This window comes from Methylobacterium sp. J-059, assembly GCF_022829485.1.
GTDB lineage: Bacteria > Pseudomonadota > Alphaproteobacteria > Rhizobiales > Beijerinckiaceae > Methylobacterium.
In genome coordinates this window covers 51,457-76,112 of the sequence record NZ_JAKSYA010000178.1, presented here as the reverse complement: position 1 = coordinate 76,112, position 24,656 = coordinate 51,457, and the positions used below count along the sequence as shown (strand labels likewise).

Annotated in this window: 24 protein-coding genes; 19 read left to right on the top strand and 5 right to left on the bottom strand. The window is 73.4% G+C overall.

The genetic code is table 11. The features are described 5' to 3' along the window. The first annotated feature begins 241 nt into the window (after positions 1-241). The 3 genes from MKK55_RS27285 to MKK55_RS27275 all read left to right on the top strand — a co-directional run bounded on the left by MKK55_RS27285 (position 242) and on the right by MKK55_RS27275 (position 3,587). Positions 242-1,171: a vWA domain-containing protein gene (locus tag MKK55_RS27285; protein WP_147860389.1), complete on the top strand. Its 930-nt coding sequence runs from the start codon at positions 242-244 to the stop codon at positions 1,169-1,171. Beyond that, positions 1,171-2,091, top strand: coding sequence for a tetratricopeptide repeat protein (locus MKK55_RS27280; RefSeq protein WP_243938756.1), 921 nt, complete (start codon positions 1,171-1,173; stop codon positions 2,089-2,091). Before MKK55_RS27285 ends, MKK55_RS27280 begins: the two co-directional genes overlap by 1 nt. A 245-nt stretch (positions 2,092-2,336) precedes the next feature. Beyond that, positions 2,337-3,587 (top strand): hypothetical protein, encoded by a 1,251-nt coding sequence (locus MKK55_RS27275; RefSeq protein ID WP_243938834.1) that lies wholly within the window; start codon positions 2,337-2,339, stop codon positions 3,585-3,587. 20 nt (positions 3,588-3,607) lie between these two features. Here the strand turns inward: MKK55_RS27275 and MKK55_RS27270 are convergent, their stop codons facing one another. Then, positions 3,608-3,823 (bottom strand): hypothetical protein, encoded by a 216-nt coding sequence (locus MKK55_RS27270; RefSeq protein ID WP_243938754.1) that lies wholly within the window; start codon positions 3,821-3,823, stop codon positions 3,608-3,610. 108 nt (positions 3,824-3,931) lie between these two features. Between MKK55_RS27270 and MKK55_RS27265 the strand changes: the two genes are divergently transcribed. The 5 genes from MKK55_RS27265 (at position 3,932) to MKK55_RS27245 (ending at position 8,443) form a co-directional block, all read left to right on the top strand. Continuing rightward, positions 3,932-4,135, top strand: coding sequence for a hypothetical protein (locus MKK55_RS27265; protein WP_243938752.1), 204 nt, complete (start codon positions 3,932-3,934; stop codon positions 4,133-4,135). Positions 4,136-4,545: 410 nt separating this feature from the next. Beyond that, on the top strand, positions 4,546-5,556 hold the full coding sequence (locus MKK55_RS27260; RefSeq protein WP_409566135.1) for a sulfate ABC transporter substrate-binding protein: 1,011 nt from the start codon (positions 4,546-4,548) through the stop codon (positions 5,554-5,556). A 125-nt stretch (positions 5,557-5,681) separates the two neighbouring features. After that, the gene (cysT, locus tag MKK55_RS27255) at positions 5,682-6,536 is read left to right on the top strand and encodes a sulfate ABC transporter permease subunit CysT (RefSeq protein WP_147727628.1); all 855 of its coding nucleotides are present in this window, start codon (positions 5,682-5,684) and stop codon (positions 6,534-6,536) included. Beyond that, positions 6,529-7,401 carry a sulfate ABC transporter permease subunit CysW gene (cysW, locus tag MKK55_RS27250; RefSeq protein WP_147727627.1) on the top strand — a complete coding sequence of 291 codons (873 nt, stop codon included), beginning with the start codon at positions 6,529-6,531 and terminating at the stop codon, positions 7,399-7,401. The genes cysT and cysW overlap by 8 nt, the downstream gene beginning before the upstream one ends. Positions 7,402-7,459: 58 nt before the next feature. Beyond that, on the top strand, positions 7,460-8,443 hold the full coding sequence (locus tag MKK55_RS27245) for a sulfate/molybdate ABC transporter ATP-binding protein (RefSeq protein WP_243938825.1): 984 nt from the start codon (positions 7,460-7,462) through the stop codon (positions 8,441-8,443). A 238-nt stretch (positions 8,444-8,681) separates the two neighbouring features. On the opposite strand, the gene MKK55_RS27240 is transcribed toward MKK55_RS27245, so the two are convergent. Next, positions 8,682-10,157 (bottom strand): amino acid permease, encoded by a 1,476-nt coding sequence (locus MKK55_RS27240; RefSeq protein ID WP_147727626.1) that lies wholly within the window; start codon positions 10,155-10,157, stop codon positions 8,682-8,684. A 266-nt stretch (positions 10,158-10,423) separates the two neighbouring features. Here MKK55_RS27240 and MKK55_RS27235 point away from each other — a divergent pair, with 266 nt between their 5' ends. From MKK55_RS27235 to MKK55_RS27220, 4 genes are all read left to right on the top strand, one after another. Next, on the top strand, positions 10,424-11,224 hold the full coding sequence (locus tag MKK55_RS27235) for an alpha/beta fold hydrolase (RefSeq protein ID WP_243938750.1): 801 nt from the start codon (positions 10,424-10,426) through the stop codon (positions 11,222-11,224). 4 nt (positions 11,225-11,228) lie between these two features. Beyond that, positions 11,229-13,226, top strand: coding sequence for a PAS domain S-box protein (locus MKK55_RS27230; protein WP_313898988.1), 1,998 nt, complete (start codon positions 11,229-11,231; stop codon positions 13,224-13,226). Positions 13,227-13,320: 94 nt separating this feature from the next. Further along, positions 13,321-14,379 carry a cysteine synthase A gene (locus MKK55_RS27225; protein ID WP_243938748.1) on the top strand — a complete coding sequence of 353 codons (1,059 nt, stop codon included), beginning with the start codon at positions 13,321-13,323 and terminating at the stop codon, positions 14,377-14,379. Between the two features lie 113 nt (positions 14,380-14,492). Then, on the top strand, positions 14,493-14,648 hold the full coding sequence (locus MKK55_RS27220; RefSeq protein ID WP_147729453.1) for a DUF3309 domain-containing protein: 156 nt from the start codon (positions 14,493-14,495) through the stop codon (positions 14,646-14,648). Positions 14,649-14,799: 151 nt separating this feature from the next. Here the strand turns inward: MKK55_RS27220 and MKK55_RS27215 are convergent, their stop codons facing one another. Then, on the bottom strand, positions 14,800-16,305 hold the full coding sequence (locus MKK55_RS27215; protein ID WP_243938746.1) for a serine protease: 1,506 nt from the start codon (positions 16,303-16,305) through the stop codon (positions 14,800-14,802). A gap of 138 nt (positions 16,306-16,443) precedes the next feature. Between MKK55_RS27215 and MKK55_RS27210 the strand changes: the two genes are divergently transcribed. Next, positions 16,444-17,283 carry an SDR family NAD(P)-dependent oxidoreductase gene (locus MKK55_RS27210; RefSeq protein ID WP_243938744.1) on the top strand — a complete coding sequence of 280 codons (840 nt, stop codon included), beginning with the start codon at positions 16,444-16,446 and terminating at the stop codon, positions 17,281-17,283. Positions 17,284-17,329: 46 nt separating this feature from the next. On the opposite strand, the gene MKK55_RS27205 is transcribed toward MKK55_RS27210, so the two are convergent. Next, a complete protein-coding gene (locus MKK55_RS27205) occupies positions 17,330-17,854 on the bottom strand; it encodes a hypothetical protein (RefSeq protein WP_243938742.1) in 525 nt (174 codons plus the stop codon). Positions 17,855-17,975: 121 nt separating this feature from the next. Further along, a complete protein-coding gene (locus MKK55_RS27200; RefSeq protein WP_147844493.1) occupies positions 17,976-18,473 on the bottom strand; it encodes an Hsp20 family protein in 498 nt (165 codons plus the stop codon). Positions 18,474-18,895: 422 nt separating this feature from the next. Here MKK55_RS27200 and MKK55_RS27195 point away from each other — a divergent pair, with 422 nt between their 5' ends. From MKK55_RS27195 to MKK55_RS27170, 6 genes are all read left to right on the top strand, one after another. Then, positions 18,896-20,584 carry a methyl-accepting chemotaxis protein gene (locus tag MKK55_RS27195; protein ID WP_243938739.1) on the top strand — a complete coding sequence of 563 codons (1,689 nt, stop codon included), beginning with the start codon at positions 18,896-18,898 and terminating at the stop codon, positions 20,582-20,584. Positions 20,585-21,583: 999 nt separating this feature from the next. Next, the gene (locus tag MKK55_RS27190) at positions 21,584-21,769 is read left to right on the top strand and encodes a hypothetical protein (RefSeq protein ID WP_147729728.1); all 186 of its coding nucleotides are present in this window, start codon (positions 21,584-21,586) and stop codon (positions 21,767-21,769) included. A 17-nt stretch (positions 21,770-21,786) separates the two neighbouring features. Continuing rightward, positions 21,787-22,428, top strand: coding sequence for a nitrile hydratase subunit alpha (gene nthA, locus MKK55_RS27185; protein ID WP_243938737.1), 642 nt, complete (start codon positions 21,787-21,789; stop codon positions 22,426-22,428). Continuing rightward, a complete protein-coding gene (nthB, locus tag MKK55_RS27180) occupies positions 22,425-23,090 on the top strand; it encodes a nitrile hydratase subunit beta (protein WP_243938735.1) in 666 nt (221 codons plus the stop codon). Before nthA ends, nthB begins: the two co-directional genes overlap by 4 nt. Next, positions 23,087-23,407: a nitrile hydratase accessory protein gene (locus MKK55_RS27175; protein ID WP_243938733.1), complete on the top strand. Its 321-nt coding sequence runs from the start codon at positions 23,087-23,089 to the stop codon at positions 23,405-23,407. The genes nthB and MKK55_RS27175 overlap by 4 nt, the downstream gene beginning before the upstream one ends. Positions 23,408-23,469: 62 nt before the next feature. Continuing rightward, entirely contained in the window at positions 23,470-24,624 is a 1,155-nt protein-coding gene (locus MKK55_RS27170; protein ID WP_243938731.1) for an endo-1,4-beta-xylanase, read from the top strand. The last annotated feature ends 32 nt before the right edge of the window (positions 24,625-24,656 follow it).

Here is a 24,656-nt window from a genome sequence, read left to right as displayed (position 1 = left end):
CGACCGTTTCGCGCATCCCCTCTCCCCGCACGCGGGGAGAGGGCCGCGACGACCCCGTCGTCGTCGCGGCGAGGCGGCAGCCGACGGTGAGGGGGCTTCGACCGGCGAGCCTCCCAGGGCACCGTCCCCTCACCGCCGCCTCGGCTTCGCCTCCGCTTCCCGGCCGCACGACGAGGTGCGGCCGGGCCTCTCCCCGCACGCGGGGAGAGGGGGGCCCTCCCCACTGCCGGGGCATCCCGCGATGACCGTCCTCGACGCCTACGCGCTGCTGCGGCCGTGGTGGCTGCTGGCGATTCCCCTGGTCGCCGTGCTGGCCTTCCGCGCCGCCGCCCGCGCCGCGCCCCTCGGCGACTGGGCGCGGGCGGTCGATCCGGCGCTGATGGCGCTGATGGTCCGGCGCGGGGCGGTGCTCGGCGGGCGGCGGCAGGCGAACCTCGCGGCCGCGCTCGCCGCCGGCTTCGTGGCGCTGGCGCTCACCGGCCCCGCGGTCGAGCGCAAGGACGCGACGACCTTCCGCAACCTCGACGCGACGGTGATCGTCGCCGACCTGTCGCGCTCGGTCGCCGAGGGCGGCGGGCTGAAGGACCTGCGCCAGATCGCGCAGGGCGTGGCCGAGGCCGCCGGCACCCGCGCGGTGGCGCTGGTGGTCTATGCCGGCGACGCCTACGTCGCGACCGGGCCGACCACCGACCGCGACAGCTTCGGCACCACCCTGTTCGCGCTCGATGCCGACACGGTGCCCGACCGCGGCAGCCACCCCGAGCGCGGGCTGGCGCTGGCCCGCCGCACCCTGGAGGAGGCCGGCGCGCTCGCCGCCGACGTGGTGCTGATCACCGACGGCGACGGCATCGGCGACGCGGCCCTGCGCGAGGCCGAGGCGATGCGGGCCAAGGGCTGGCGGCTCCAGGGGGTGTTCGTGCCGGCGCAGAAGACCCTGCCGCCCGGCGCGCCGAAGACCGACCGGGCCGCCCTCGACCGGCTCGCCGCCGCCGGCGGCGGGGTCGCGGCCGACCTGTCGGCACCCGCCCCGGTGCTCGACGCGGTCGGCGCCGGCACCGCGCAGCACCTGGCGGCGGGCGGCTACGCCGTGCTCGCCTTCGCCGATCTCGGGCGCTGGCTTCTGCTGCTCGCGCTCGGGCCGGCGCTGATCCTGTTCCGGAGGAGCGCGTGATGGCCGCCTTCGCGCTCGGCCGCCGGCCGCTCTCCCCCGCCGTCTCGGCCGCGCTCTCCCGCGGCTGGCGGCGCTGGGCCCGGACCTTCGGGCTCGCCGCGGCCGGGGCCGGCATCCTCGCGCTGATGCTGGTCTCGCAGCCGCGCACCGGCCTCGGCCGCCTGCTGATCGGGGTCGGGCTGCCCTCGGCGGCGCTCGCGGTGCTCGACGATCCGGCCTGGCGCGGGCCGGCCCTGTACGAGGCCGGCCGCTACGACGAGGCGGCGGCCGTGTTCCGCAACGGCGGCCGGCGCAACGCCTACAACCTCGGCAACGCGCTCGCCCGGACGGGCGACTATGCCGGCGCGATCGAGGCCTACGACGCGGCGCTGCAGTTCAACCCGCGCGACGCCGACGCGCAGGCCAACCGCTCGCTGATCGCCCAGCTCGTCGCCGAGGCGATCGACCGCAAGGGCGGCGGCACCGCCAACGGCTCGGCGCAGTACGGCGCCCGCTACAACAACACCGCCAACCAGGAGAAGGACAACACCCTCCAGGCCAATTCCAGCGGCGAGGGCCTGGCGGGCAACAAGGAGGCGAGCTCCTCGGCCTCGATCCCCGGCAACAGCAAGGTCGCGCGCCGCGGCCAGGCCGAGCAGCAGACCGTGGAATCGGGCCGCGGCGAGGCCCGGGGCTCGGCCGGCGACGCCGCCGGGCGCGGCCGCACCGGCGGCGGCTCGGCGATGGTGGCCGAGGCCCCCGAGAAGGAGGTGCGCCGCGTCACCAAGAGCTTCGAGGCGCATGAGATCCGCCCCGACCGCCTCTGGCTCCGGACCCTGCCGGACGACCCCGGCCGCTACCTCAAGCTCCGCCTCAAGGCCGAGCAGGCCCGCCGCATCGAAGCCGGCACCAGCATGCCCGCCGGGAGCAACCCATGGTGAGGTTTTGGAATGCCGACGGCCTATCTCGTCATCGCCGGACGCGGGCGCCGGAGGAGGCCCGGGAAGCACTGCGCGGCTCCTTCTCCCAGGCGGAGAAGGGTGGGATGAGGGGCGTGACCTCTCCGGGGCGTTCTCATCCCTCACCCCGACCCTCTCCCGCCCGGGAGAGGGGGCCCGCGCTCGCTTCGGCGGCGTCACGCCTTCGCCCCGGCGCCTGGGCTTGCGCGGCGCTCGCCGCCCTCCTCCTGGCCCAGCCCGCCCGCGCCGAGGTCGAGCCGGGCGACCTCACCCTCACGGTCACGCCCGAATTGAACGGCAACGCCGCGCCGTTCGTGCGCGAGATGGTGCTGCTGCGCATCCACGGGGTCTACAAGCAGCAGATCCTGCTCGAGGAGGTGATCCAGCCGACGCTGGCCAACTTCAGCTGGAGCCAGCTCGGCCGCGACCGCTGGAGCAGGACCAAGCTGAAGGACGGCCAGAGCGCCATCGCCTTCGACCGGGTGATCGCGGTGTTCCCGCACCATGCCGGCGACTTCACGATCGAGCCGTTCGACCACCGCCTGACGATCAACGACGACGGCCAGCGCCGGGTGATCGACGTGCGCTCCGGCCCGGTCGCGCTGCCGGTCGCGACCTGGACCAAGGAGGGCGGCGGCCCGGACGCCAAGGAGCCGTGGTGGCTGCCGGCCAAGGACGTGACGATCACCGATTCCTGGTCGCCCGACCCGGAGACGGTGAAGCTCGGCGACACCACCCGGCGCATCGTGACGGTGGAGGCGCAGGGCATGGTCGCCGAGGGGCTGCCGCCGCGCCCGGTGATGCGCACCCGCGGCATCCTCACCTTCGCCGGCCCGGTCACCCGCGAGACCCTGATCACCCCCGCCGGCCCGGTGGCGCGCGCCACCTACCAGTGGGACGTGAAGGCCGGCGTGCCCGAGATCATCCCCCTCGACGCGATCGTCATCCCGTGGTTCGACACGGTGTCGCGCACGATGCGCGAGGCCGAGATCCCCGCCCGCCAGATCGGCGGCGGCCTGCCCGACCGGGAAGGCGACCTCGCCCCCCCGCTCGCCACCGCGCCGTGGGTCGCGGCCGCCGCCGGGCTCGCCGCCTTCGGCCTCGGGCTGGCGCTGATCGGGTTCGGGACGGGCGCCGGGCGCCTGCGGCTGCCGCGCGGCGCCCGGGCGGCCCTGCGCCGCGCGGCGGCCGCGAACGACGCCGCCGCCTTCCGCGCCGCGACGCTCTCGGCCGAGCCCGATCTCGCCCGGGCCTGGCGCGCCGACCCCGATACCGCCGCCGGCCTCGCGGGCCTCGACCGCGCGCTCTACGCGCCGGGCGGTGCCGCGGCGCCGGACCTCCGGGCGCTCGCCCGCCGGCTGTCGCGCCCCGTCCGCCTGCGGGGCGCGGGCCCGGTCGCGGCCGACCGGCTCCATCCGCTCGACGGCCCCTTGAACGGCCCCTTGAACGGCCCCCTCGATCGCCCGCTCGGCCGCTGACGCCCGGCGCCGGGCCCTCCTCAGTCGACCGCGATGGCGACGAGGGAGAACAGCCCGGCGAGCAGCAGGTTGGCGACGAGCACGAGGGCGATGACGGTCATGGACATCTTGTCGGTTGGGGCGGGGGCGGCCGGTCCGGCGCGCCGCCGTCCATAGCCCGGGCGCCCGGGCCCTGTCCGCGGGGCCGCCGGCGAAGCGCGAAAAGTCCCGCCGGCGATGCAGGCCGGCCACGTCACCGCGGAGCCGCAGGCAAGCGCCGACGGCGCGTCCGAACGTGCACGCCTTGCGTGTGCAACGCTTTCACCACACCATCGTTAACGATCGGTTCGCGAACGGGGTGCGGCATGACGATGACAGCGATCGGCGGGGCCCTGACGGCGGCGTCCGGCTTCTTCGGCCTCGGCGCCCGCCTGCGCGCCGACGCGCCCGCGGCCCGCCCGGCGGCCGACGACGCCTTCGCCCCGCAGGCCGACGGCCCCGCCCCCGGCGATCCCTGGTTCGAGGCCGTGGCCGAAGCGCTGGCCGAGGCGGGATACCTCGACAGCTAGGGCGTCCGCGGCCCCGCGGTTCCTCCGCGTCCATGCATGCCTGGACGGGATCGCGGCTGCGCCGTCGCCTGTCCGTCATCGCCTCGCAGGCGCGGCACCGTTCGGGCCGAGACGGTAAAACGTTCGTTCTAAGAAACGGGCTGGTCACCGCAAATATCTTCTTCGGATGGGACGGTTCGGAGAAGATCCGGTTTTTCGCGTGTAAAATACCAGCGGGCTCGGCAAGCGATGGCGCATCGAAGCGCCGTGTTCCGGTCGTGCAACGCCGCTCGACCAGTTGACAACGTTCTGTAAAAAGAACGAAAACCGGTCTCTTCGTAAGGGATACGGGCCGAGGCCGGCGCGCATCCCGCGGTGATGACCGGAGGATCGGCGTGGGCGAGCGGCACGGAACACGGCGGACGGGGCGGATCGGGCGGCGGGCGGCCTTGGCGGGGCTGTGCCTGGCCGGCGGCCTGCTCACGGTGGTCGGCGCGCGCGCCGAGACGGCCCTGCTCAACGTCTCGTACGATCCGACGCGCGAGCTCTACCGCGACATCAACGCGGCCTTCGCCGAGGACTGGAAGGCCAGGACCGGCGAGACCGTGACGGTGCGCGCCTCGCATGGCGGCTCGGGCTCGCAGGCCCGCACGGTGATCGACGGGGTCGACGCCGACGTGGTGACGCTGGGCATCCCCTCCGACATCGACGCGATCGCCAAGCTCACCAAGCGCATCCCCGAGGATTGGCGCGGCAAGCAGCCGAATGCCGGCCTGCCCTACACCTCGACGGTGGTGTTCCTCGTGCGCAAGGGCAACCCGAAGGGCGTCAAGGACTGGGGCGACCTCGCCAAGCCCGACATCAAGGTCATCACCCCGAACCCCAAGACCTCGGCCGGCGGGCGCTGGAACTTCCTCGCCGCCTGGGGCTACGCCTACAACCAGGACAAGGACGCGGCCAAGGCCGACGCCTTCGTCGGCACCGTCTACAAGAACGTGCCGGTGCTCGACACCGGCGCCCGCGGCTCCACCGTCACCTTCGCCCAGCGGGGCCTGGGCGACGTGCTGCCGACCTGGGAGAACGAGGCCTACCTCGTGCTCCAGGAGTTCGGCGCCGACAAGTTCGACATCGTCGTGCCGCCGACCTCGATCTACGCCGAGCCGCCGGTGGCGCTGGTCGACGCCAACGTCGACCGCAAGGGCACCCGCAAGCAGGCCGAGGCCTACCTGGCCTTCCTCTACACCGACAAGGCGCAGGCGATCTTCGCCAAGCACCATTACCGCCCCTTCAAGCCCGCCGCGGCGGCCGAGGCCGACCTCAAGCAGCTGCCGGACATCAAGCTGTTCAAGATCGAGGATCTCCAGGGCAACTGGGACGAGATCCAGAAGCGGAACTTCGACACCGGCGGCCTGTTCGACCAGCTGAGCCGCCAGGGGCGGTAGCGCCGACCGACCCCCTCTCCCCATCCGCGCAGCCGATCCCGGGCAGGCCCGAGGTCGCCGGGAGAAGGGACCCGCGATCGGGCCGGCCGCGTCGACCGATCCGAACGTTTCTCGAGAGACTTCCCATGGTCGCCCCACCCCGCCCGAAGCGGCGCTTCCGACAAGCCAGCGTGATCCCCGGCTTCGGGCTCACCTTCGGCTACACGCTGACCTGCCTCGGGCTGGTGGTGCTGCTGCCGCTGGCCGCCCTCGTCGCCAAGGCCTCGGGCCTCGGCCTCTCGGGAATCTGGTACGTCGCCACCGACCCGCGCGTGGCCAGCGCCCTTAGGATCAGCTTCGGCGTGTCGCTGCTCGCCGCGCTCACCGCCTCGGTGTTCGGCTTCCTCGTCGCCTGGGTGCTGACCCGCTACCGCTTCCCGGGCCGCAAGCTCGTCGACGCCGTGGTCGACCTGCCCTTCGCCCTGCCGACCGCGGTGGCGGGCATCGCGCTGGCCTCGCTCTATGCCCCGAACGGCCTCGTCGGCGCGCAGCTGGCGCGGCTCGGCATCCAGGCGGCCTACACGCCGGTCGGCATCTTCATCGCCATGGTGTTCATCGGCCTGCCGTTCGCCGTGCGCACCGTGCAGCCGCTGATCGCCGAGATCGACAAGGAGGTCGAGGAGGCCTCCGCGACGCTGGGCGCCACCCGGTGGACGACGCTGATCAAGGTGGTGCTGCCGCCGCTGATCCCGGCGGTGCTCACCGGCTTCGCGCTGGCCTTCGCCCGCGGCGTCGGCGAGTACGGCTCGATCATCTTCATCGCCGGCAACCTGCCCTACGTCTCCGAGATCGCGCCGCTGCTGATCGTCATCAAGCTCTCGGAGTTCGATTACGGGGGCGCGGCCGCCATCGCCACGATCATGCTCGGGATCTCGTTCCTGACCCTGCTGGCGATCAACCTGATCCAGGCCTGGAGCCGCCGGAGGTTCGGTTATGTCTGATCTGAGCCTGACGGCCGCGCCGGCGCAGGAGGAGGCCGCCAGCGAGGGCCGCCTCGTGCGCGGGCTGCTGATCGGCACCGCGGTGGTGTTCCTGGCGCTGTTCCTGGTGCTGCCGCTGTTCACGGTGTTCGCCCAGGCGCTCTCCCGCGGCGTGGGCGCCTATCTCGAGGCCTTCTCCGAGCCCGACGCCTGGACCGCGATCCGCCTGACGCTGACGGTGGCGGCGATCGCCGTGCCGTTCAACCTCGTCTTCGGGGTCGCGGCCGCCTGGGCCATCGCCAAGTTCGAGTTTCCCGGCAAGAGCCTGCTGATCACGCTGATCGACCTGCCGTTCTCGGTCTCGCCGGTGGTCTCGGGGCTGATCTACGTGCTGCTGTTCGGGAGCCGCGGCCTGTTCGGCGGCTGGCTGCAGGACCACGGCATCCAGATCCTGTTCGCGCTGCCCGGCATCGTGCTGGCGACGGTGTTCGTCACCTTCCCGTTCGTCGCCCGCGAGCTGATCCCGCTGATGCAGGAGCAGGGCAACGCCGAGGAGGAGGCGGCGCTGACGCTCGGCGCCACCGGCCTCCACACCTTCCGCACGGTGACGCTCCCCAACATCCGCTGGGGCCTGCTCTACAGCGTGCTTCTCTGCAACGCCCGCGCCATGGGCGAGTTCGGCGCGGTCTCGGTGGTGTCCGGGCATATCCGCGGCCTGACCAACACCATCCCGCTCCACGTGGAGATCCTCTACAATGAGTACAATTTCGTCGCCGCCTTCGCCGTCGCTTCGCTCCTTGCCGGACTCGCCCTTGTCACCCTCGCCCTCAAATCCCTCCTCGAATGGCGCTACGGGGCGGAGCTCGGGTCGCGGGCACGGCATTAACGCGAACTCGACCGCGATCCGCGTCGAGGGCCTGTCGAAGACCTTCGACACGGCCGCCGTGCTGCACGACTTCAACCTCGACGTGCGCGCGGGCGAGCTGCTCGGCCTGCTCGGCCCCTCGGGCTCGGGCAAGACGACGCTGCTGCGCATCATCGCCGGGCTCGACACGCCGGACCGCGGCCGCATCCTGTTCGGCGGCGACGACGCCACCTTCCTGCCGGTGCAGCAGCGCGCGGTCGGGTTCGTGTTCCAGCACTACGCGCTGTTCAAGCACATGAGCGTGGCCGACAACATCGCCTACGGGCTGAACGCGCGAAAGCGCGCGGAGCGGCCGCCGGCGCCGGAGATCAAGCGCCGCGTCGGCGAGCTGCTCGACTTGATCCGGCTGTCGGGCTTCGCCGACCGCTATCCCTCGCAGCTCTCGGGCGGCCAGCGCCAGCGCATCGCGCTCGCTCGCGCGCTCGCCGTCGAGCCGCGCGTCCTGCTCCTCGACGAGCCGTTCGGGGCGCTCGACGCGCAGGTCCGCAAGGACTTGCGCCGCTGGCTGCGCGAGATCCACGACCGCACCGGCCAGACCACGATCTTCGTCACCCACGACCAGGACGAGGCGCTGGAGCTCTCCGACCGCGTCGCCGTGCTCGACAAGGGGCGGCTCGAGCAGGTCGGCACCCCGGACGAGGTCCAGGAGAACCCGGCCTCGGCCACCGTGCTGCGCTTCCTCGGCGACGCCATCGAGGTCGAGGCGATCGCCGAGGGCGGCCGGGTCCGCGTCGACGGCAAGCCGACCCCGGTCGCCGCGCCCGCCGGCCTCATCGGCCCGGTGAAGCTGTTCGTGCGGCCCTGGCAGCTCCAGCTGGTGGAGCCCGCCACCGCCCACCTCACCGGCACCGTCCGCTCGTCCTACCGCAGCCAGGGCCGCCAGCGCATCGAGGTCGGCCGCCCCGACGGCGGCCTGCTGATCGTCGAGGATTCCGACGGCGAGCGCTACGCCGCCGGCCGCGAGGTCGGCCTGCGGATCAACGGGGGGTACGTGTTCGGGTAAGCTTCCTCTACGAGGGTGCCAGCCTCACGCATCTCCGACCGACGGTACCGGACGGCTCGTCGGAAGCGGCGCCTGGCCCCTGTCGCGAACAAGCGATCGAATTCGCGCCTCGTTGCCCGCGCTTGCGCCTCCGATCATCCGTGCACGGCGGCGATCGGTCGGCAGATCGATGCGATTTCAGCGAACCGCTTGCCCCGAGGCGTCCGACATCGCGCGATCGGAGCGGCACGGCCACCCCTCACGCCGTGGTCCCGTCCCGGCGGCGGAGCACCGAGTGCTTGCGGCTGTAGAAGAAGTAGATCGCGAAGCCGATCGCCATCCACACGACGAGCCGCAGCCAGGTGTCGAGGGGCAGGCCCGCCATCAGGAACAGGCAGGACAGGATGCCGAGGATCGGCACCGTCGGCACGCCCGGCACGCGGAACGGCCGGTACATCTCCTTGTCCGAGCGGCGCAGGTAGATCACCGAGCCGCAGACCAGGATGAAGGCGGCGAGCGTGCCGATGCTGACCATCTCGCCGAGGATCCCGATCGGCACCAGCGCCGCCACGATCGCCACCGCCGCGCCGATCAGGATCTGGCTGCGATAGGGCGTCTGGTAGGTCGGGTGCACGTGGGCGAACAGGCGCGGCAGAAGCCCGTCGTTGGCCATGGTGTAGAAGATCCGGCTCTGGCCGTAGAGCAGCACCAGGATCACGGTGGTGAGCCCGGTGAGCGCCCCGAGCTTGATCAGCGCCGAGAACCAGGCGATGCCGATCACGTCGACGCCCTTGGCGATCGGGTCGGGGACGTTGAGGTCCTTGTAGGGCACCACGCCGGTGAGCACCGCGGCGACCAGCACGTAGAGCACCGTGCAGATCGCGAGCGAGCCGAGGATGCCGATCGGCATGTCGCGCTGGGGCGATTTCGCCTCCTGCGCGGCGGTGGAGACCGCGTCGAAGCCGATGAAGGCGAAGAACACCACGCCCGCGCCGCGCAGCACGCCGCTCCACCCGAAATGGCCGAAGCTGCCGTCGTTGTCGGGAATGAACGGGGTCCAGTTGGCCTGCTTGATGTAGCCGTAGCCGAGCACGATGAAGGCCAGCACCACGGTGAGCTTCACCGCCACCATGACGTTGTTGAGCCGGGCCGATTCCTTGGTGCCGCGCACCAGCATCAGCGTGAGCAGCCCGACGATCAGCACCGCCGGCAGGTTCATCAGCGCGGTGGCGTCCGACCCGTCCGCGAGCTTCACCGCGGTGCCGGGCGCGGCGGTGAAGCGGGGCGGGATGACGAGCCCGACATCCTTGAGCAGGCTGACGACGTAGCCGGACCAGCCCACCGCCACGGTGGCCGCGCCCATGGCGTATTCGAGGATCAGGTCCCAGCCGATGATCCAGGCGAAGAACTCGCCCAGCGTCGCGTAGGTGTAGGTGTAGCTCGATCCCGCCACGGGGATGAGAGCGGCCATCTCGGCGTAGCACAGGCCGACGAAGGCGCAGGCGATGCCGCCGGCGACGAAGGACAGCATGATCCCCGGCCCGGCATATTGCGCGGCCGCCGTGCCGGTGAGCACGAAGATACCCGCGCCGATCACCGCGCCGATGCCCATCGCGATGATCGAGAACAGGCCGAGCGATTTCGAGAGCTGATGCCCGTCGCTCTCGCCCCCGGCGAGGATGTCTTCGACGGTCTTGCGCCCCGTCAGGCCGGAGGGTTGATCCGTGTCAGCCATGGTCGCTCCGATCCGCGCGGCGGCATCCGGCACCATGTCGGGCGGCTCTCGGGGATGCCAGCCGGCGACGCGACTGATCCCCCGGTTTCGCTCGGCCCCCGGTGACGTTCGGCCCGCCCCCGCACGGCAAGGAGCGTGCCGTCCCGGCGGCGCCTCGGCCGGGCTGTCGAGTTCGTGAGCCCGCCGGCCGGGTTTTACCGGTATCCGGGCCCCGCGCACGGCACGGCGATGCGTGCTAGACCGGTTTTCGGCGGGGGAACGCGGGTTTGTCGGTCGTACAACGGCACAACACGAAGATCGCCGGGGCCGGCGAGACCGCGATGGTCTTCGCCCACGGCTTCGGCTGCGATCAGAACATGTGGCGCTTCGTGGCGCCCGCCTTCGAGGATCGCTACCGGACGGTGCTGTTCGACCATGTCGGCGCCGGCGGCTCGGACCTGTCGGCCTACGACCCGGCGCGGTACGCCACGCTCGACGGCTACGCCGACGACGTGGTCGCGCTCGCCCACGCCCTCGGCGTGCGGCGCGGCGTCTTCGTCGGCCACTCGGTCAGCGCCATGGTCGGCATCCTCGCCGCGAAGGCGGCGCCCGAGCTGTTCGACACCCTCGTCCTGGTCTGCCCCTCGCCGCGCTACGTCGACGACGCGGAGGACGGCTACGTCGGCGGCTTCACCGCGGCGCAGGTGGAGGAACTGCTCAACTTCCTCGACAGCAACCACATGGGCTGGTCCCAGGCGATGGCCCCGACGATCATGGGCAACGCCGACCGCCCCGAGCTCGGCGCGGAATTGACCAACAGCTTCTGCCGCACCGATCCGGACATCGCCAAGCGCTTCGCCCGGACCACGTTCCTGTCCGACAACCGCGCCGACCTCGAGAACGTCGCCGCCCGCTGCCTGGTGATCCAGTGCGCGGAGGACGTGATCGCCCCCCGGGAGGTCGGCGAGTACGTCCACCGCAACCTGCCGGGCAGCGCGCTCGTCCTGCTCGACGCGACCGGGCATTGCCCGAACCTCAGCGCGCCCGAGGCGACGATCGCGGCGATCGAGGCGTTCCTCCGAGGGTGATGACGTGGACGAGGCGACGCCCACCTCCGGGGTGCAGGAGGCCGACGACCTCGCCGACCTGTTCGAGAACGCGCCCTGCGGCTACGCCTCGGCCCTGCCGAGCGGGCGCCTGTCGAAGGTCAACCGGACGCTGGCGACCTGGACCGGATACCCGGCCGGCCACCTCGTCGGGCGCCGCTTCCTCGACCTGCTGACCATCGCCGGCAAGATCTACTACGAGACCCATTTCGCGCCGCTGCTGCGGATGCAGGGCTTCTTCAACGAGGTCGCCCTCGACCTCGTGCGCGCGGACGGCCAGACGCTGCCGGTGCTGGTCAACGCGGTGGTCCGCCGGGACGAGGCGGGCGAGATCCGCTTCATCCGGATCACCGTGTTCAACGCCTCCGAGCGCCGGCGCTACGAGCGCGACCTGCTCGCGGCGCGGCGCGCCGCCGACGAGGCCACCGCCGCGCTGCGGGACCTCAACCTCACCCTGGAGACGCGGGTCGCCGAGCGGACGGCCCAGCGCGACCGGGCCTGGCGGCTGTCGCAGGAATTGCTGATCGTGGCGCTGCCGGACGGCACCCTGGAGAGCGTCAACCCGACCTGGGCCGAGCTGCTGGGCTGGCGCGACGACGAGCTGATCGGCCGGTCGTTTGCCGCCTACACCCACCCGGACGACCTCGCCGCGACCCTGGCGGCCTTCGCCGCCATCCTGGAGCGGCCGCTCACGGTTCCGTACGAGTACCGCTTCCGCCACAAGGACGGCTCGTACCGGTCGTTCGCCTGGACCGCCGCGTTCGAGGACGGCCGCGTCTACGCCTCGGGGCGCGACACCACGCTCGAGCGGGAGCAGGCCGACGCCCTGCGCCAGTCGCAGAAGATGGAGGCGGTGGGCCAGCTCACCGGCGGCCTCGCGCACGACTTCAACAACCTGCTCGCGGGCATCGCCGGGTCGCTGGAGATGATGCAGACCCGGATGCGGCAGGGCCGGGTCGAGGACGTCGCGCGCTACATGGCCGCCGCCCAGGGCGCCGCGCGCCGCGCCGCGGCCCTGACCCACCGGCTGCTGGCCTTCTCGCGCCGGCAGACCCTCGATCCCCGGCCCACCGACGTGAACCGCCTCGTGGCGGGGATGCACGAGCTGATCCAGCGCACCGTCGGCCCGGGCATCCCGGTCGAGGTCGCCGCCGGCGCGCGGCTGTGGACCGCCCTGGTGGACGCGTCCCAGCTCGAGAACGCGCTGCTGAACCTGTGCATCAACGCCCGCGACGCGATGCCGGACGGCGGCCGCATCACGGTCGAGACCACCAACGCGCGGTTCGACGCGCGCGCCGCCCGCCAGCACGACATGCCGGAGGGGCAATACCTCGCGCTGTGCGTGGCCGACACCGGCACCGGCATGCCGCCGGAGGTGGTCGCCCGGGTGTTCGAGCCGTTCTTCACGACGAAGCCGATGGGGGCGGGCACCGGCCTCGGGCTCTCGATGATCTACGGCTTCGCCAAGCAGTCGGGCGGGGAGGTGCGGGTCCGCTCTGAGGTCGGGGCCGGCACCCGCGTGAGCCTCTTCCTGCCCCGCCACCACGGCGACGCCGAGGTCGAGGACAAGGTGGCGGCCGGCCCGGCGCGGCCGCGCTCCGGGCAGGGCGAGACGGTGCTGGTGGTCGACGACGAGCCGACGGTGCGGATGCTGCTCGCCGACATCCTGGAGGATCTCGGCTACACCGCGATCGAGGCGAGCGACAGCGCCGCTGGCCTCAAGCTGCTGCAATCGGACGTGCGCATCGACCTGCTGGTGACCGATGTCGGCCTGCCGGGCGGGATGAACGGGCGCCAGATGGCCGATGCCGGCCGCGCCCGCCGGCCCGACTTGAAGGTGCTGTTCATCACCGGCTACGCCGAGAACGCCGCGCTCGGCGAAGGCCACATGGCCCCCGGCATGGCGGTGGTGACCAAGCCGTTCTCCGTCGACGCCATGGCCGAGCGCGTCCGCGCGATGATCGAGGCGCCGCGCCCGGCCTGATCGCCGGGGCGCCGCCCCCGGCTTCCGATGGGCCGCCTTCTGATCTATCGCGGAGGGCGGCGCCCCGGGAGGCGCGCGATGCGGAGGCACCGGCATGGGCGTGGCGACGGATCCGGAACGGGGCACCCGCCCCGACGTGCTGGCGGCGATCGGCGGCACGCCGCTGATCCGGCTGCGCCGGGCGTCGGAGGAGACCGGCTGCACCATCCTCGGCAAGGCCGAGTTCCTCAATCCCGGCCTCTCGGTGAAGGACCGGGCGGCGCGCGCGATCGTCGAGGACGCCGAGGCGCGCGGGCTGATCCGGCCGGGCGGCACCATCGTCGAGGGCACGGCGGGCAACACCGGGATCGGGCTGGCGCTGGTGGCCTCCGTGCGCGGCTACCGCACGGTGATCGTCATCCCGGTCACCCAGTCGGAGGAGAAGAAGCAGACCCTGCGGCTCGCCGGCGCCCGCCTCGTCGAGGTGCCGGCGGTGCCGTACGCCAACCCGAACAACTACGTCCACGTGGCGCGCCGCCTCGCCGAGCGGCTCGCGGCCACCGAGCCCGCCGGCGCGTTCTTCGCCGACCAGTTCGACAACGTCGCCAACCGCGGCGCGCACGAGCGGCACACCGGCCCCGAGATCTGGGACCAGACCGGCGGCACCCTCGACGGCTTCGTCTGCGCCGCCGGCACCGGGGGCACGCTCGCCGGGACGGCGCTCGCCCTGCGGGCGCGCAACCCCGAGGTCGCGATCGCGCTCGCCGACCCCGAGGGCTCGGCGCTCTACGCGCACTACACCGCCGGGACGCTCAAGGCCGAGGGCTCGTCGATCACCGAGGGCATCGGCCAGGGGCGGATCACCCGGAACCTCGAGGGCTTCGCGCCCGACCACGCCTTCCGCATCCCCGACGCGGAGGCGCTCGACATCGTGTTCGGGCTGATGCGGGAGGAGGGGCTGTCGCTCGGCGGCTCGTCCGGCATCAACGTCGCCGGCGCGATCCGGCTGGCGCGGGTGCTCGGCCCCGGCCACACCATCGCGACGATCCTCTGCGACGGGGCGGCGCGCTATGCCTCGAAACTGTTCAACCCCGCCTTCCTGCGCGAGCGCGGCCTGCCGACGCCGGACTGGCTGGACGAAGCCGGCGCGCCGCTGCCGGACTGGCACGCTTGAGCCGGCAAAACCGTCCGTCACGTTTGCGTGCGAATTATTTGAACGGAACGGATTGTCGCGGCGTTTGAACGGTCAAGCTCACGACCCGTGCGCTCCCGCGGAGACTTTCTTCCATGTCGCTCGTCACCATTCTGCTCATCATCCTGATCATTCTCGCCTTCGGTGGTGGCGGCTTCCTCGGCGGCGGCGCCTATCGCGGCCCGGGCTTCGGCCTCGGCGGCATCCTGATCATCGTCCTGATCGTGCTGCTGGTCACCGGCCGGCTCTGACGCCGGACGCGGGGGGGCGGTTCCGCGATCCGCGATCGGGGACCGGCTCCCGACGCCCCCTTCGCGATCTGCGGATCGCGGAGGGGGCTCTGTTTTCCGTGAGGTCTGATCTTCTTCACGCGAGCCGGGATCCACCGCGCTCGAAACCGCTCTAGCGGGCGCAGACGATCCCAATCACGGCGCCGCCGACCGCAGAGGCGGCGGCGCCGACGCTGCCGGCACCGGCGGTCGACGGCCGCGTCGCGATGCCGGCCTCGCCCAGGACGGCGGCCACGACCGTCCCCGGGATCACCGGGAAGCTCGCCGGCGGCATCACGCCCGCGATCAGCCGCGGCGCCGCCGGATAGGACGCCACGAGCCCCGCGAGGCCGCCCGCCCGGTCGAGCACCGGCGCGCCGGCCGACCCGGGCTGCAACGGCGCCGTCACCCGCGCCGCGCCCACCATCGCGCCCGGCGCGACCGACACGCCCGCATCCCCGCCCGCTCCCTCGCGCGCCTCCTGCGCCGCGACCACGACGCGATCCTCGGACGCCGACGCTCCGACGATGCCCGGCAGGCGCGGCGCCGGCAGCCCGGCGGCCTCCAGCAGCGCCAGGCCGCGCTCGCTGCGCAACACCCTGGCCGGGGCGCTCCCGATCCGCGGGGCCGGGCATGCCTCCAGCACCGCCGACGCGGTCAGCACCCGCCCCGGCGCCACGACGAGGCCGGTGCCGACGACGTTCGGGGCCGAGGCGACCTGCGGACCACCCGAGCTCTGCGGAGCGCCCGACGCCGGTGGCGCGGCGGCCGGCGCGGTCGCGATCCGGGGCGCCTCGCCCCGCGTCCCGGGAAACGGCACGAAGCTGTTGGCGATGGCGATGACGAGGCGGTCGATCTCGCCCGCCTGCGTCGCCTCGTAGCCGATGGCGAAGCCGCGGATGCCCTCCGGCCCGGCGGCGTAGCGCACGTACGAGCGCCCCGAGGCGGTCTCGCCGGTGACGACGATGAAGTCCGGCCGCTTGAGCTTGTACGTCACCTTGCGGTCGGCGAGCGGCGCGGTCGCGCGGGTGAACAGCGCGTCGAGGTCGGTGCCGCCGGCGGGAAACGACCGGCTCTCCAGGGTCAGGCGCCCGTCGGCGCTCTGCCAGCGGGTTCCGCCGGGGACCGCGCTGCGCTTGGGCAGCATCCGCTCGGGCACGCCGAGCACCGCGCCGCTGGCGGGATCGGCCTGCACGGTGAAGCGCACGGCCTTCCGCGCCGCCTCGCCCGCCGCCAGGATCGCGGCGCGGCTGCGTGGATCGAGGGGGTCGCCGGCGTCGGTGCGGGCGCGGGCGGCGCTCAGCGCCTCGAAGGTCCGCCGGCCGAAGGCGCCGTTGACGACGCTGTTGTAGTCGCCGGTCCAGACCAGCGCGTCCTGCAGCGCCTTGCGCTCGGCCTCCGGCAGGGCCTCGAACCCGGCCCGCATCGCCTCGAAGGCCGGGTCCGGCGCGGCGGCGGGCGGGCGCGGCGGCTGCGGTTTCGGCGCCTGCGCGGCGGCGGAGGCGGCGGCCAGCGTCAGGGCGAGGGCGAGGATTACGCCGCGGGCCGGATCGCAGGCGGAGGCCGGCCCGCGCGCGGGGGCGGGAGCCCGGTCGCGGAGCGGGGGGACGCGCGGTCGGCCTGTGGCGCGGGCGGGCATGCGGGCGATTCCCGGAAGCGTGAGCGTGCCGGACGGTGGCAGAGGCGGCGGCCGAAGGCCAGGGCGGGGCGCCGCGCCCTCGACAATCCCGGCCGCCGCCCCACCCTCACCGCGACGCGAAAGCAGCGAGAGGCGCCGATGACCCACCCAGCGATCGAACCCGGCCGGACGGCCGTCGTCACCGGGGCGGCCAGCGGCATCGGGCTCGCGGCGGCGCAGGCCTTCGCGCGGGCCGGCATGAACGTGTGGCTCGCCGACCTGCCGGGCGAGGCGCTCGAATCCGCCCGCGCCGCGGTGGCGAGGCTCGCCGCCGTGGAGGTGCGCGCCTTCGCCCTCGACGTCGGGCCGCGCCCGGCGATGGAGGCGTTCGCGCAGGCCGTCGCCGCCGGGGGGCCGCCCGCCCTGGTGATGCTCAACGCCGGCATCGAGGCGGGCGGCACGCTGTTCTCCGAGGAGGCGACCTGGCGCAGGATCCTCGACACCAACCTGTGGGGAGTGATCAACGGCATCCACGCCTTCGCGCCGGCGATGATCGCGGGCCAGAAACCCGGCGCCGTGATCGTCACCGGCTCGAAGCAGGGCATCACCACGCCGCCGGGCAACACGCCCTACAACGTCTCGAAGGCGGGCGTGAAGGCGGCGACCGAGGCGCTCGCGCACGACCTGCGCGGCCGCGACGGCTGCCGCATCTCGGCGCACCTGCTGATCCCGGGCTTCGTCTATACCGGGCTGGCCAGGGCCCGCGGCGTCGCCGAGAAGCCGCCCGGCGCCTGGACGCCCGACGAGACGGTGGCCTTCCTGCTGGAGCGGATGGCGCAGGGCGACTTCTACATCCTCTGCCCCGACAACGAGACCACCCGCGCCCAGGACGAGCGCCGGATCGCGTGGGCGGCCGGCGACATCATCGAGAACCGCCCGGCGCTCTCGCGCTGGCACCCGGATCATTCCGAGGCGTTCCGGCGGGCGATGGACGGCTAGGGCCCGGGCCGGCGCGCCCCGGCGCATCCTCCGCGCGGCCCGCCCCTCAGGCCGGGATGGCGGCGGCCAGCGCCGTGCTCGGGGGCGTCTTCGGGCGCGGCATGACGCTCGCCGGGCAGGGCGGCGGATCGTCGTCGTCGTCGCGCCGCTTCGGGCGGACATACGTGTGCAGGTCCGCGAGGCGGCGCAAGCGGCGTGGCGCGGCGCGCCTCGTCCGAGCCGGGCCTGCCCGGCGGACCGCCCGGTCGAGCTCGCCCAGCGCCGCGAGGACGGCGTCGACCGAGACCGGCTCGGCCCGGCTGCCGACGAGGCACCGCATGCCGGGCGAATCCGCGAGCACGCAGGCATCCGACGCCCAGGACGCCAGGATCGCGCGCTTGTCCGCCCGCGAGAGCGCGGGGTGGGCCAGGACCTCCCGCGGGTGGCGGAACACGTCGCCGGGGGCGACGAGCGCCTGCCAGGCCTCGAACGAGGCCGGATGGGCGCCGCCGGAATCATGCGCGCCATCGGGGTTGATGGCGCCGGAACCGGGGTTCATGGCGCCGGAACGGAAAAGCTGCGTCTCCCTCATCGATGATCCTCCTTCCTGCTGCGCGATGGGATGGACACACGGGCCGGAGCCCCCGCGCGGGTCCGCAGGCCCGCGCGGCACAAGGTTCACGGCCGTCGAAATCGAGGCGCGCGCCAGGGGCTCAGGCCGCCTTGCGCCCGGTCTCGATCCGGCTCGGCGCGTCGTCCTGGCTGACCGCGTCCCGGCTCACGGCGGGCACCGTCCCGCCGATCGGGATGCGCCGCGGCTTGAGGGCCTCGGGCACCTCGCGCTTGAGGGTCACGGTGAGCAGGCCGTGCTCGAGGCTCGCGCCGACGACCGTCACGTGGTCGGCCAGCTCGAAGGTCTGGCGGAACGTGCGGGTGGCGATGCCGCGATGCAGGATCCGGCGCTCGTCCTCGGGCGCCTTCCGCCGGCCGGCGACCAGAAGGCTGGCGCCGTGCTGCGTCAGCTCGATCTCGCCGGGCGCGAAGCCGGCGACGGCCATGGTGATGCGATAGGCGTCGTCGGCCACCCGCTCGATGTCGTAGGGCGGCCAGGTCGACGACGCCTCGGCCTGCGCGGCTCGGTCCAGCATCGCGAACAGGCGGTCGAAGCCGACGGTGGATCGGTAGAGCGGTGCGAAATCAAGGGTCCTCATGACCACATCCTCCTGGGAGCAACGTGATGACAAGGGTCGCCGGATGCCTTCCGGCGCCCGTGGGCGAGCCTTCGAACGGCCTCGCGCGCAGAAAATGCGAACACCGCGATCCGGTTCCCGGCCGGCTCCGAAAAATTCTCTCGGCGTTCCGGCGTGCGATGCCGGGGGAGGGGGCCCGAACGCCGGGCCTCGCACGGGCCCGCCGACGAGCCGCGGGACGGCAGGTCGGGGTCGCCGGCATGCGCTTCCACCGATGCAACCGGTAGGTTGTAGCAGGTGACGGCATCCGTATTCGCGCGGCCGCTTCGGCGTGCGCGCAACACTTCGTCGGTAGCGCGGGCTTAACCGCTTGCCGCGTAGAGGATGAACACCGCGCCCGAGAGGAAAAACTCGGTCTTGCGCCGTCATCCCGGGGCTTTCGAATGCGTGCCGTCGTCGATCTACGCCTGATGACCAAGCTCTTGCTGGTCTTCGCCGTCATCATCGGCGCAGCCGGCCTCGCCGCGCTGGTGAGCTGGCGCGGCCTCGGCTCCGTCGAGGAGGCGCAACGGTGGCGCGATCACACCTACCGGGTCCTGGAGCAGGTCGAGGCGCTGACCACCGCCATGGTCAACCAGGAGACCGGCCTGCGCGGGTACCTGCTGAGCGCCGAGCCGAGCTTCCTCGAGCCCTACCGGGCCGGCACCAAGGCCTACGCCGATGCCCTCGCCCGGATCCGCGCGCTGGTCTCCGACAACCCGGCGCAGCTGCAGCGCCTGGGCGCGCTCGACCAGGACGCCCAGGCCTGGCACGACGGAATCGCCGAGCGCGAGATCGCGCTGATGCGCGACGAGCCGACGCGCGGCCAGGCGCGGCAGCTCGCGATCTCCGGCGCCGGCAAGGCGGCGATGGACCGGCTGCGCCTGAAGGCCGCCGAGATCGCGACGATCGAGCGGAGCCTGCTGGACGACCGGGCGCGGATCGCCGAGGCCGCCGGCGCCGGCTCGCGTCAGGCCGTCCTCGTCGGGCTCCTCGCCATGCTCGCCGCCGCCGCCATGGGCGCGCTCCTGGTGAACTGGGCGGTCTCGCGCCCGATCCGGGCGATCACCGACCTGATGGGCCGCCTCGCGCGCGGCGACACCGGCACCGAAATCCCGTTCCGGGACCGCCGCGACGAGGTCGGGGCGATCGCGGGCGCCGTCCAGGTCTTCAAGGACACCCTGATCCGCACGCAGGCGCTGGAGGCCGAGACGGCGCTCGCCCGCGCCTCGGCCGAGGAGCAGCGCAAGGCCGGCATGCGCCAGATGGCCGACGGGTTCGAGCAGGCGGTCGGCGGCATCGTCGGGCGGGTGTCGTCCTCGGCCGGCGCGCTGCAGGCCACCGCCCGGACCATGACGGCCACGGCGGCCGGGACCGCCAGCCAGTCGACGACGGTGGCCGCCGCCGCCGAGGAGGCGGCCGTCAACGTCAACACCGTGGCCGCCGCCGCCGAGGAGCTCGGCGCCTCGGTCCAGGAGATCGGCCGGCAGGTCTCGGGATCGGCCGACCTGGCGCAGCGCGCCGTCGCCGAGGCCGACGACACCGCCGCCCTGGTGCAGGACCTCAGCGCCGCGGCCGGGAAGATCGGCGACGTGATCGGCCTGATCTCCAACATCGCGAGCCAGACCAACCTGCTGGCGCTCAACGCGACGATCGAGGCGGCGCGGGCCGGGGAGGCCGGCCGCGGCTTCGCGGTGGTCGCCGTCGAGGTGAAGGAGCTCGCCGCGCAGACCGCGCGGGCCACGCAGGAGATCTCGGACCAGATCGGCCAGATCCAGGGCGCCACCGGGCAGGCCGTGCACGCGATCGGCTCGATCGCGGCGCGCATCCGCGAGATCGACCTGGTGGCGACGACGATCGCGGCCGCCGTCGAGCAGCAGGGCGCGGCCACGCAGGAGATCGTGCGCAACGTCGGGCAGGCGTCCAGCGGGACGAACGAGGTGACGAGCAACATCGCGGGCGTGGCCCGCGCGTCCGAGGATACCGGGGCGGCCGCCAGCCAGGTGCTCGCCTCCGCCTCCGAGCTGTCGCGCCAGTCCGAGCACCTGACCGCGGAGGTCGCCCGCTTCCTGGCGACGGTCCGCGCCGCCTGACCGCCCGGCTCCGCGGCGGCCCTCCGGGGCGGGGCCTCGGGGCGCGACGCCCGTGCCCGAGCGCGGCCGAGGCCGGGCCGGTGGCGCTCCGGTGGCGCGAGCGATGGCGCCTGGCGGGCAGACGACGATGTGCGCCCGTTCGGCCCGTGGCCGGTGTGGGAGGGAAGCGGGCCCCGACCTCTCGCTTTGACGCGGACGGCCCGGTGTCGCCCGAAGCGGACGCGAAACCGATCAAGCTCTACGGTTGTTTTTCGGGCTCAGGACGCCCCTGCGTCCGGCATGTCCGATCGCCCCTACGGGCCTCGGTCGCCGGGTCGTCCCGCCGCCAATCCCCGGCCGCCGCACAATCGCGCAGGATCAGCGTCTGTCGGTCCTCCGAGAAGGCGTAGAGGCAAGCCCTGTCGTCGTCATGGGTACCAGAAACCGCGAGCCGCTGTCCGTGCAGATGCCAGCGTTCGCAGTAGTCCCAGCCGTCGCCTGCATCGAACGTCAAGCCGCCGAGCATTCGACCGTGTTCGAAGCACCACGTCGAGAATGAGGTCTGCCAGCGCGAGCGTTCGGGATGCGTCGCCTTACGGGTCCAGCATCCGTAGAACAGATGCTTGAGACGATAGGACGATGCCTCCGATTTAGAGGGGAGGGCCGACGATATCAGAAGGCTCAGCCACGCAAGGATCAAAGCGGCCGACCACGCCCGGGAGTTCGAAAGGGGATGTATCACAGTGCTTCTCCCCGAACGCATAGCAAGGTCATCGCGATGGCTGCTTTCCGCCCAACCCGGCCTGACGTGCCGGGCTACCGGTCAGCGGACCGTCCGAGGTTCCGCAAAGTTCGGACGCGGACCGTCCACCCCGCCCGAGGGTCCGGCTGCCGCCCGCCGCGTTCCGCGGCGGGCCAAATCCGCGCCGCGCTGCACCCGATTCACCGAACCCCTTCCCGATCCTCGCGGCCGACGCCACATCCGGGTATGGTCGATTCGAGCGATCGGGAGGACGTGCCGTGTACACTGTGAAGGCGAACGACCATGCGGGGCGCCCCGCGACGTTCGCGTGCGGGACCGCCGACCAGGCCCTGGAGAAGACCTGGGAGCTGGCCCGGCGCGGCTTCAAGGACATCGTCGTGACCGACCCGAAGGGGCACGCCTCGAACGCGGCCGCCTTCGAGCGCTCGCTCGACCTGGCCTGAGGCGGGCGGCGGCGCGGATGGCCCATCGTCACAACGACCCGGATCACGACCACGGGCACCAGCACGGGCACGACCACGGCGCGCTGTCCCCCGTCGAGGCGCGGGTGCGAGCGCTGGAATCGATCCTGGTGCAGAAGGGCTACGTCGAGCCGGCGGCGCTCGACGCGCTGGTCGAGCGCTACGAGACCCGGGTCGGGCCCCATCTCGGGGCGCAGGTGGTGGCCCGCGCCTGGGTCGATCCGGCCTATCGCGCGCGGCTGCTGGCCGACGCCACGCCGGCGATCGCCGAGCTCGGGATCGGCGGGCGCGGCGGCGAGCACATGGTGGTGGTCGAGAACACGCCGGACGCGCACAACCTCGTCGTCTGCACCCTGTGCTCCTGCTACCCCTGGCCGGTGCTCGGCCTGCCGCCGGTCTGGTACAAGGCGCCGCCCTATCGCGCCCGCGCCGTGATCGACCCGCGCGGCGTGCTCGCCGAGTTCGGGGTGCGCCTGCCCGAGACGACGCGGATCACCGTGTGGGATTCGACCGCCGAGCTGCGCTACATGGTGCTGCCGATGCGGCCCGCCGGCACCGAGGCCTTCGACGAGCGCCGGCTCGCCGGCCTTGTCACCCGCGACGCGATGATCGGCACCGGCCTGCCGGGCGTCCCGGCATGAACGGCGGCCAGGACCTCGGCGGGATGCACGGCCTCGGCCCGGTCGCCCCCGAGCCGAACGAGCCGGTGTTCCACGCCGATTGGGAGAAGCGCGTCTTCGCGCTCGCCATGGCGATGGGCTTCACCGGTGCCTGGACCCTCGACGGCAGCCGCGCCGCCCGCGAGTCGATGCCGCCGGCCGACTACCTGCGCGCCAGCTACTACGCGATCTGGCTCGACGCCCTCGAGCGCCAGCTCGCCGCCCACGGCCTCGCGCGGCCGGAGGAGATCGCCCGCGGCGTCGCCGATCCCGATCCGGCGCCGGTGGCGCGGGTGCTCACCGCCGACATCCTGGAGCCGCGCTACCGCGCCGGCTTCCCGAGCGACCGGCCCGCGCCCGCGCCGGCGCGCTTCGCGGTCGGCGACGCGGTGACGATGCGCAACATCCACCCGCCGACCCACACCCGCCTGCCGCGCTACGTCCGGGCCAAAAGCGGCACGGTGCTGCGGGTCCACGGCGCCTTCGTCCTGCCCGACACCAACGCCTACGGGCAGGGCGAGCACCCGGACTGGCTCTACACCGTGGCCTTCCCGGCCGCCGAGCTCTGGGGCGAGGATGCCGACCCGAACGGGCGCGTCACCGTCGCGGTGTTCGAGCGCTACATCGCGGGCGGGGCCGCGTGAGCGAGCCCGTCGCCCCGTTCTCGGCACCCTGGGAGGCGCAGGTCTTCGCGATGGTGGTCGCGCTGCAGGATTCGGGGCTGTTCACCGGGGCCGAGTGGGCCGACGCGCTCGGCGCCGCGATCCGCCCGGCCGACGGCCCGGAGGCGCTGGCCGATTACGGCCGCTGGCTCGCCGCCCTGGAGACGATCCTCGCCGCCCGCGGCATCGCCGACGGCCCCGCCCTCGACGCCCGCCGCGACGCCTTCCTCCGCGCCGCGGAGGCGACCCCGCACGGCCTGCCGATCGTGCTGGAGAACGACCCGCTGTTCCGGCAATGACGCCGCAGGAGGACGACCGCGACCGTGGTGCGCTTCCGGCGCCCGCCCCGCGAGGGGAGGCCATGATCCCCACCCGCCGCACCCTCCTCGCCGGCGCCGCCTGCGCCCTGGCCGCGCCCGTCCGCGCCGCGCCCGCGCCGTTCGGGCCGCCGGGCCGGCCGTCGTGGTCGGCCGACAGCCTGCAGGCGGCGGCCGCCCGCACCGGGCTGACCTACGGCACCGAGGTGCCCGGCTTCCGCTTCGCGCGCGATCCCGCCTACCGGCAGGCGGTGGCGCGCGAGGCCGGGATGCTGGTCTGCGGCACCGAGATGAAGATGGAGGTGGTGCGGCCCGAGCCCGGCAAGACCGATTTCGCGCAAGCCGACGCCCTGGTGCGCTTCGCCCGCGGCAACGGCCAGCGCATGCGCGGGCATACGCTGGTCTGGCACGAGGCGCTGCCGCCCTGGGTGCGCCCGCTGCTGGCGCGGGCCACCGCCCCCCAGGCCGAGGACTTCCTGCGCCGCTGGATCGAGACCGTGGCCGGCCGCTACCGCGGGCAGATCGCCTCCTGGGACGTGGTCAACGAGGTGCTGTCGCAGGACGGCGGCGGCCCGGAGGGCCTGCGCGAGAGCCCGTGGCTCACCGCGCTCGGCCCCGGTTACGTCGACCTCGCCTTCCGCATCCTGCACGAGGTCGACCCGACGGCGGCCGGCTGCTGGAACGAGGACACGGTCGAGCAGGGCGTGCCGTGGATGGAGGCGCGCCGCACCCGCGTGCTCAAGCGCCTGGAGGGGATGCTGGCGCGCGGCGTGCCGATCCGCCGCTTCGGCCTGCAATCGCACATCACCAGCACGGTGCCGATCGACCAGGGCCAGCTTCGGCGCTTCCTCGCGGAGATCGGCAGGATGGGGCTCGGCATCGAGATCACCGAGTTCGACATCGACGACCGGGCGTTCCCGGCCGACATCGCCACCCGCGACCGCAAGGTCGCCGACCTCGCCAGATCCTATCTCGAGGTCGTGGCGGCCGAGCCCGCGGTGCTGACCGTGATGTCGTGGGACCTCTACGACCCCGACACGTGGCTCAACGACCACCCCTACCGCAAGCGCCCCGACGGCCTGCCCCAGCGCGCGCTGCCGCTCGATGCGCAGTTTGGGCGCAAGCCGCTCTGGCACGCGATGCGGGCGGTGTTCGCCCAGGCGCCGGACCATGCGGCGGCGCGGGCGAAGCTGCGGTAGCGCCCCTCGGGCCCAGGGGCCAGGATCTTGAC

Excerpts from the sequence above, each read along its gene's own strand:
- MKK55_RS27285 (WP_147860389.1), top strand. The coding sequence starts at position 242 with ATGACCGTCCTCGACGCCTACGCGCTGCTGCGGCCGTGGTGGCTGCTG.
- MKK55_RS27280 (WP_243938756.1), top strand. The coding sequence starts at position 1,171 with ATGGCCGCCTTCGCGCTCGGCCGCCGGCCGCTCTCCCCCGCCGTCTCG.
- MKK55_RS27265 (WP_243938752.1), top strand. The coding sequence starts at position 3,932 with ATGACGATGACAGCGATCGGCGGGGCCCTGACGGCGGCGTCCGGCTTC.
- cysT (WP_147727628.1), top strand. The coding sequence starts at position 5,682 with ATGGTCGCCCCACCCCGCCCGAAGCGGCGCTTCCGACAAGCCAGCGTG.
- cysW (WP_147727627.1), top strand. The coding sequence starts at position 6,529 with ATGTCTGATCTGAGCCTGACGGCCGCGCCGGCGCAGGAGGAGGCCGCC.
- MKK55_RS27240 (WP_147727626.1), bottom strand. The coding sequence starts at position 10,157 with ATGGCTGACACGGATCAACCCTCCGGCCTGACGGGGCGCAAGACCGTC.
- MKK55_RS27225 (WP_243938748.1), top strand. The coding sequence starts at position 13,321 with ATGGGCGTGGCGACGGATCCGGAACGGGGCACCCGCCCCGACGTGCTG.
- MKK55_RS27220 (WP_147729453.1), top strand. The coding sequence starts at position 14,493 with ATGTCGCTCGTCACCATTCTGCTCATCATCCTGATCATTCTCGCCTTC.
- MKK55_RS27215 (WP_243938746.1), bottom strand. The coding sequence starts at position 16,305 with ATGCCCGCCCGCGCCACAGGCCGACCGCGCGTCCCCCCGCTCCGCGAC.
- MKK55_RS27210 (WP_243938744.1), top strand. The coding sequence starts at position 16,444 with ATGACCCACCCAGCGATCGAACCCGGCCGGACGGCCGTCGTCACCGGG.
- MKK55_RS27205 (WP_243938742.1), bottom strand. The coding sequence starts at position 17,854 with ATGAGGGAGACGCAGCTTTTCCGTTCCGGCGCCATGAACCCCGGTTCC.
- MKK55_RS27200 (WP_147844493.1), bottom strand. The coding sequence starts at position 18,473 with ATGAGGACCCTTGATTTCGCACCGCTCTACCGATCCACCGTCGGCTTC.
- MKK55_RS27195 (WP_243938739.1), top strand. The coding sequence starts at position 18,896 with ATGCGTGCCGTCGTCGATCTACGCCTGATGACCAAGCTCTTGCTGGTC.
- nthA (WP_243938737.1), top strand. The coding sequence starts at position 21,787 with ATGGCCCATCGTCACAACGACCCGGATCACGACCACGGGCACCAGCAC.
- nthB (WP_243938735.1), top strand. The coding sequence starts at position 22,425 with ATGAACGGCGGCCAGGACCTCGGCGGGATGCACGGCCTCGGCCCGGTC.
- MKK55_RS27170 (WP_243938731.1), top strand. The coding sequence starts at position 23,470 with ATGATCCCCACCCGCCGCACCCTCCTCGCCGGCGCCGCCTGCGCCCTG.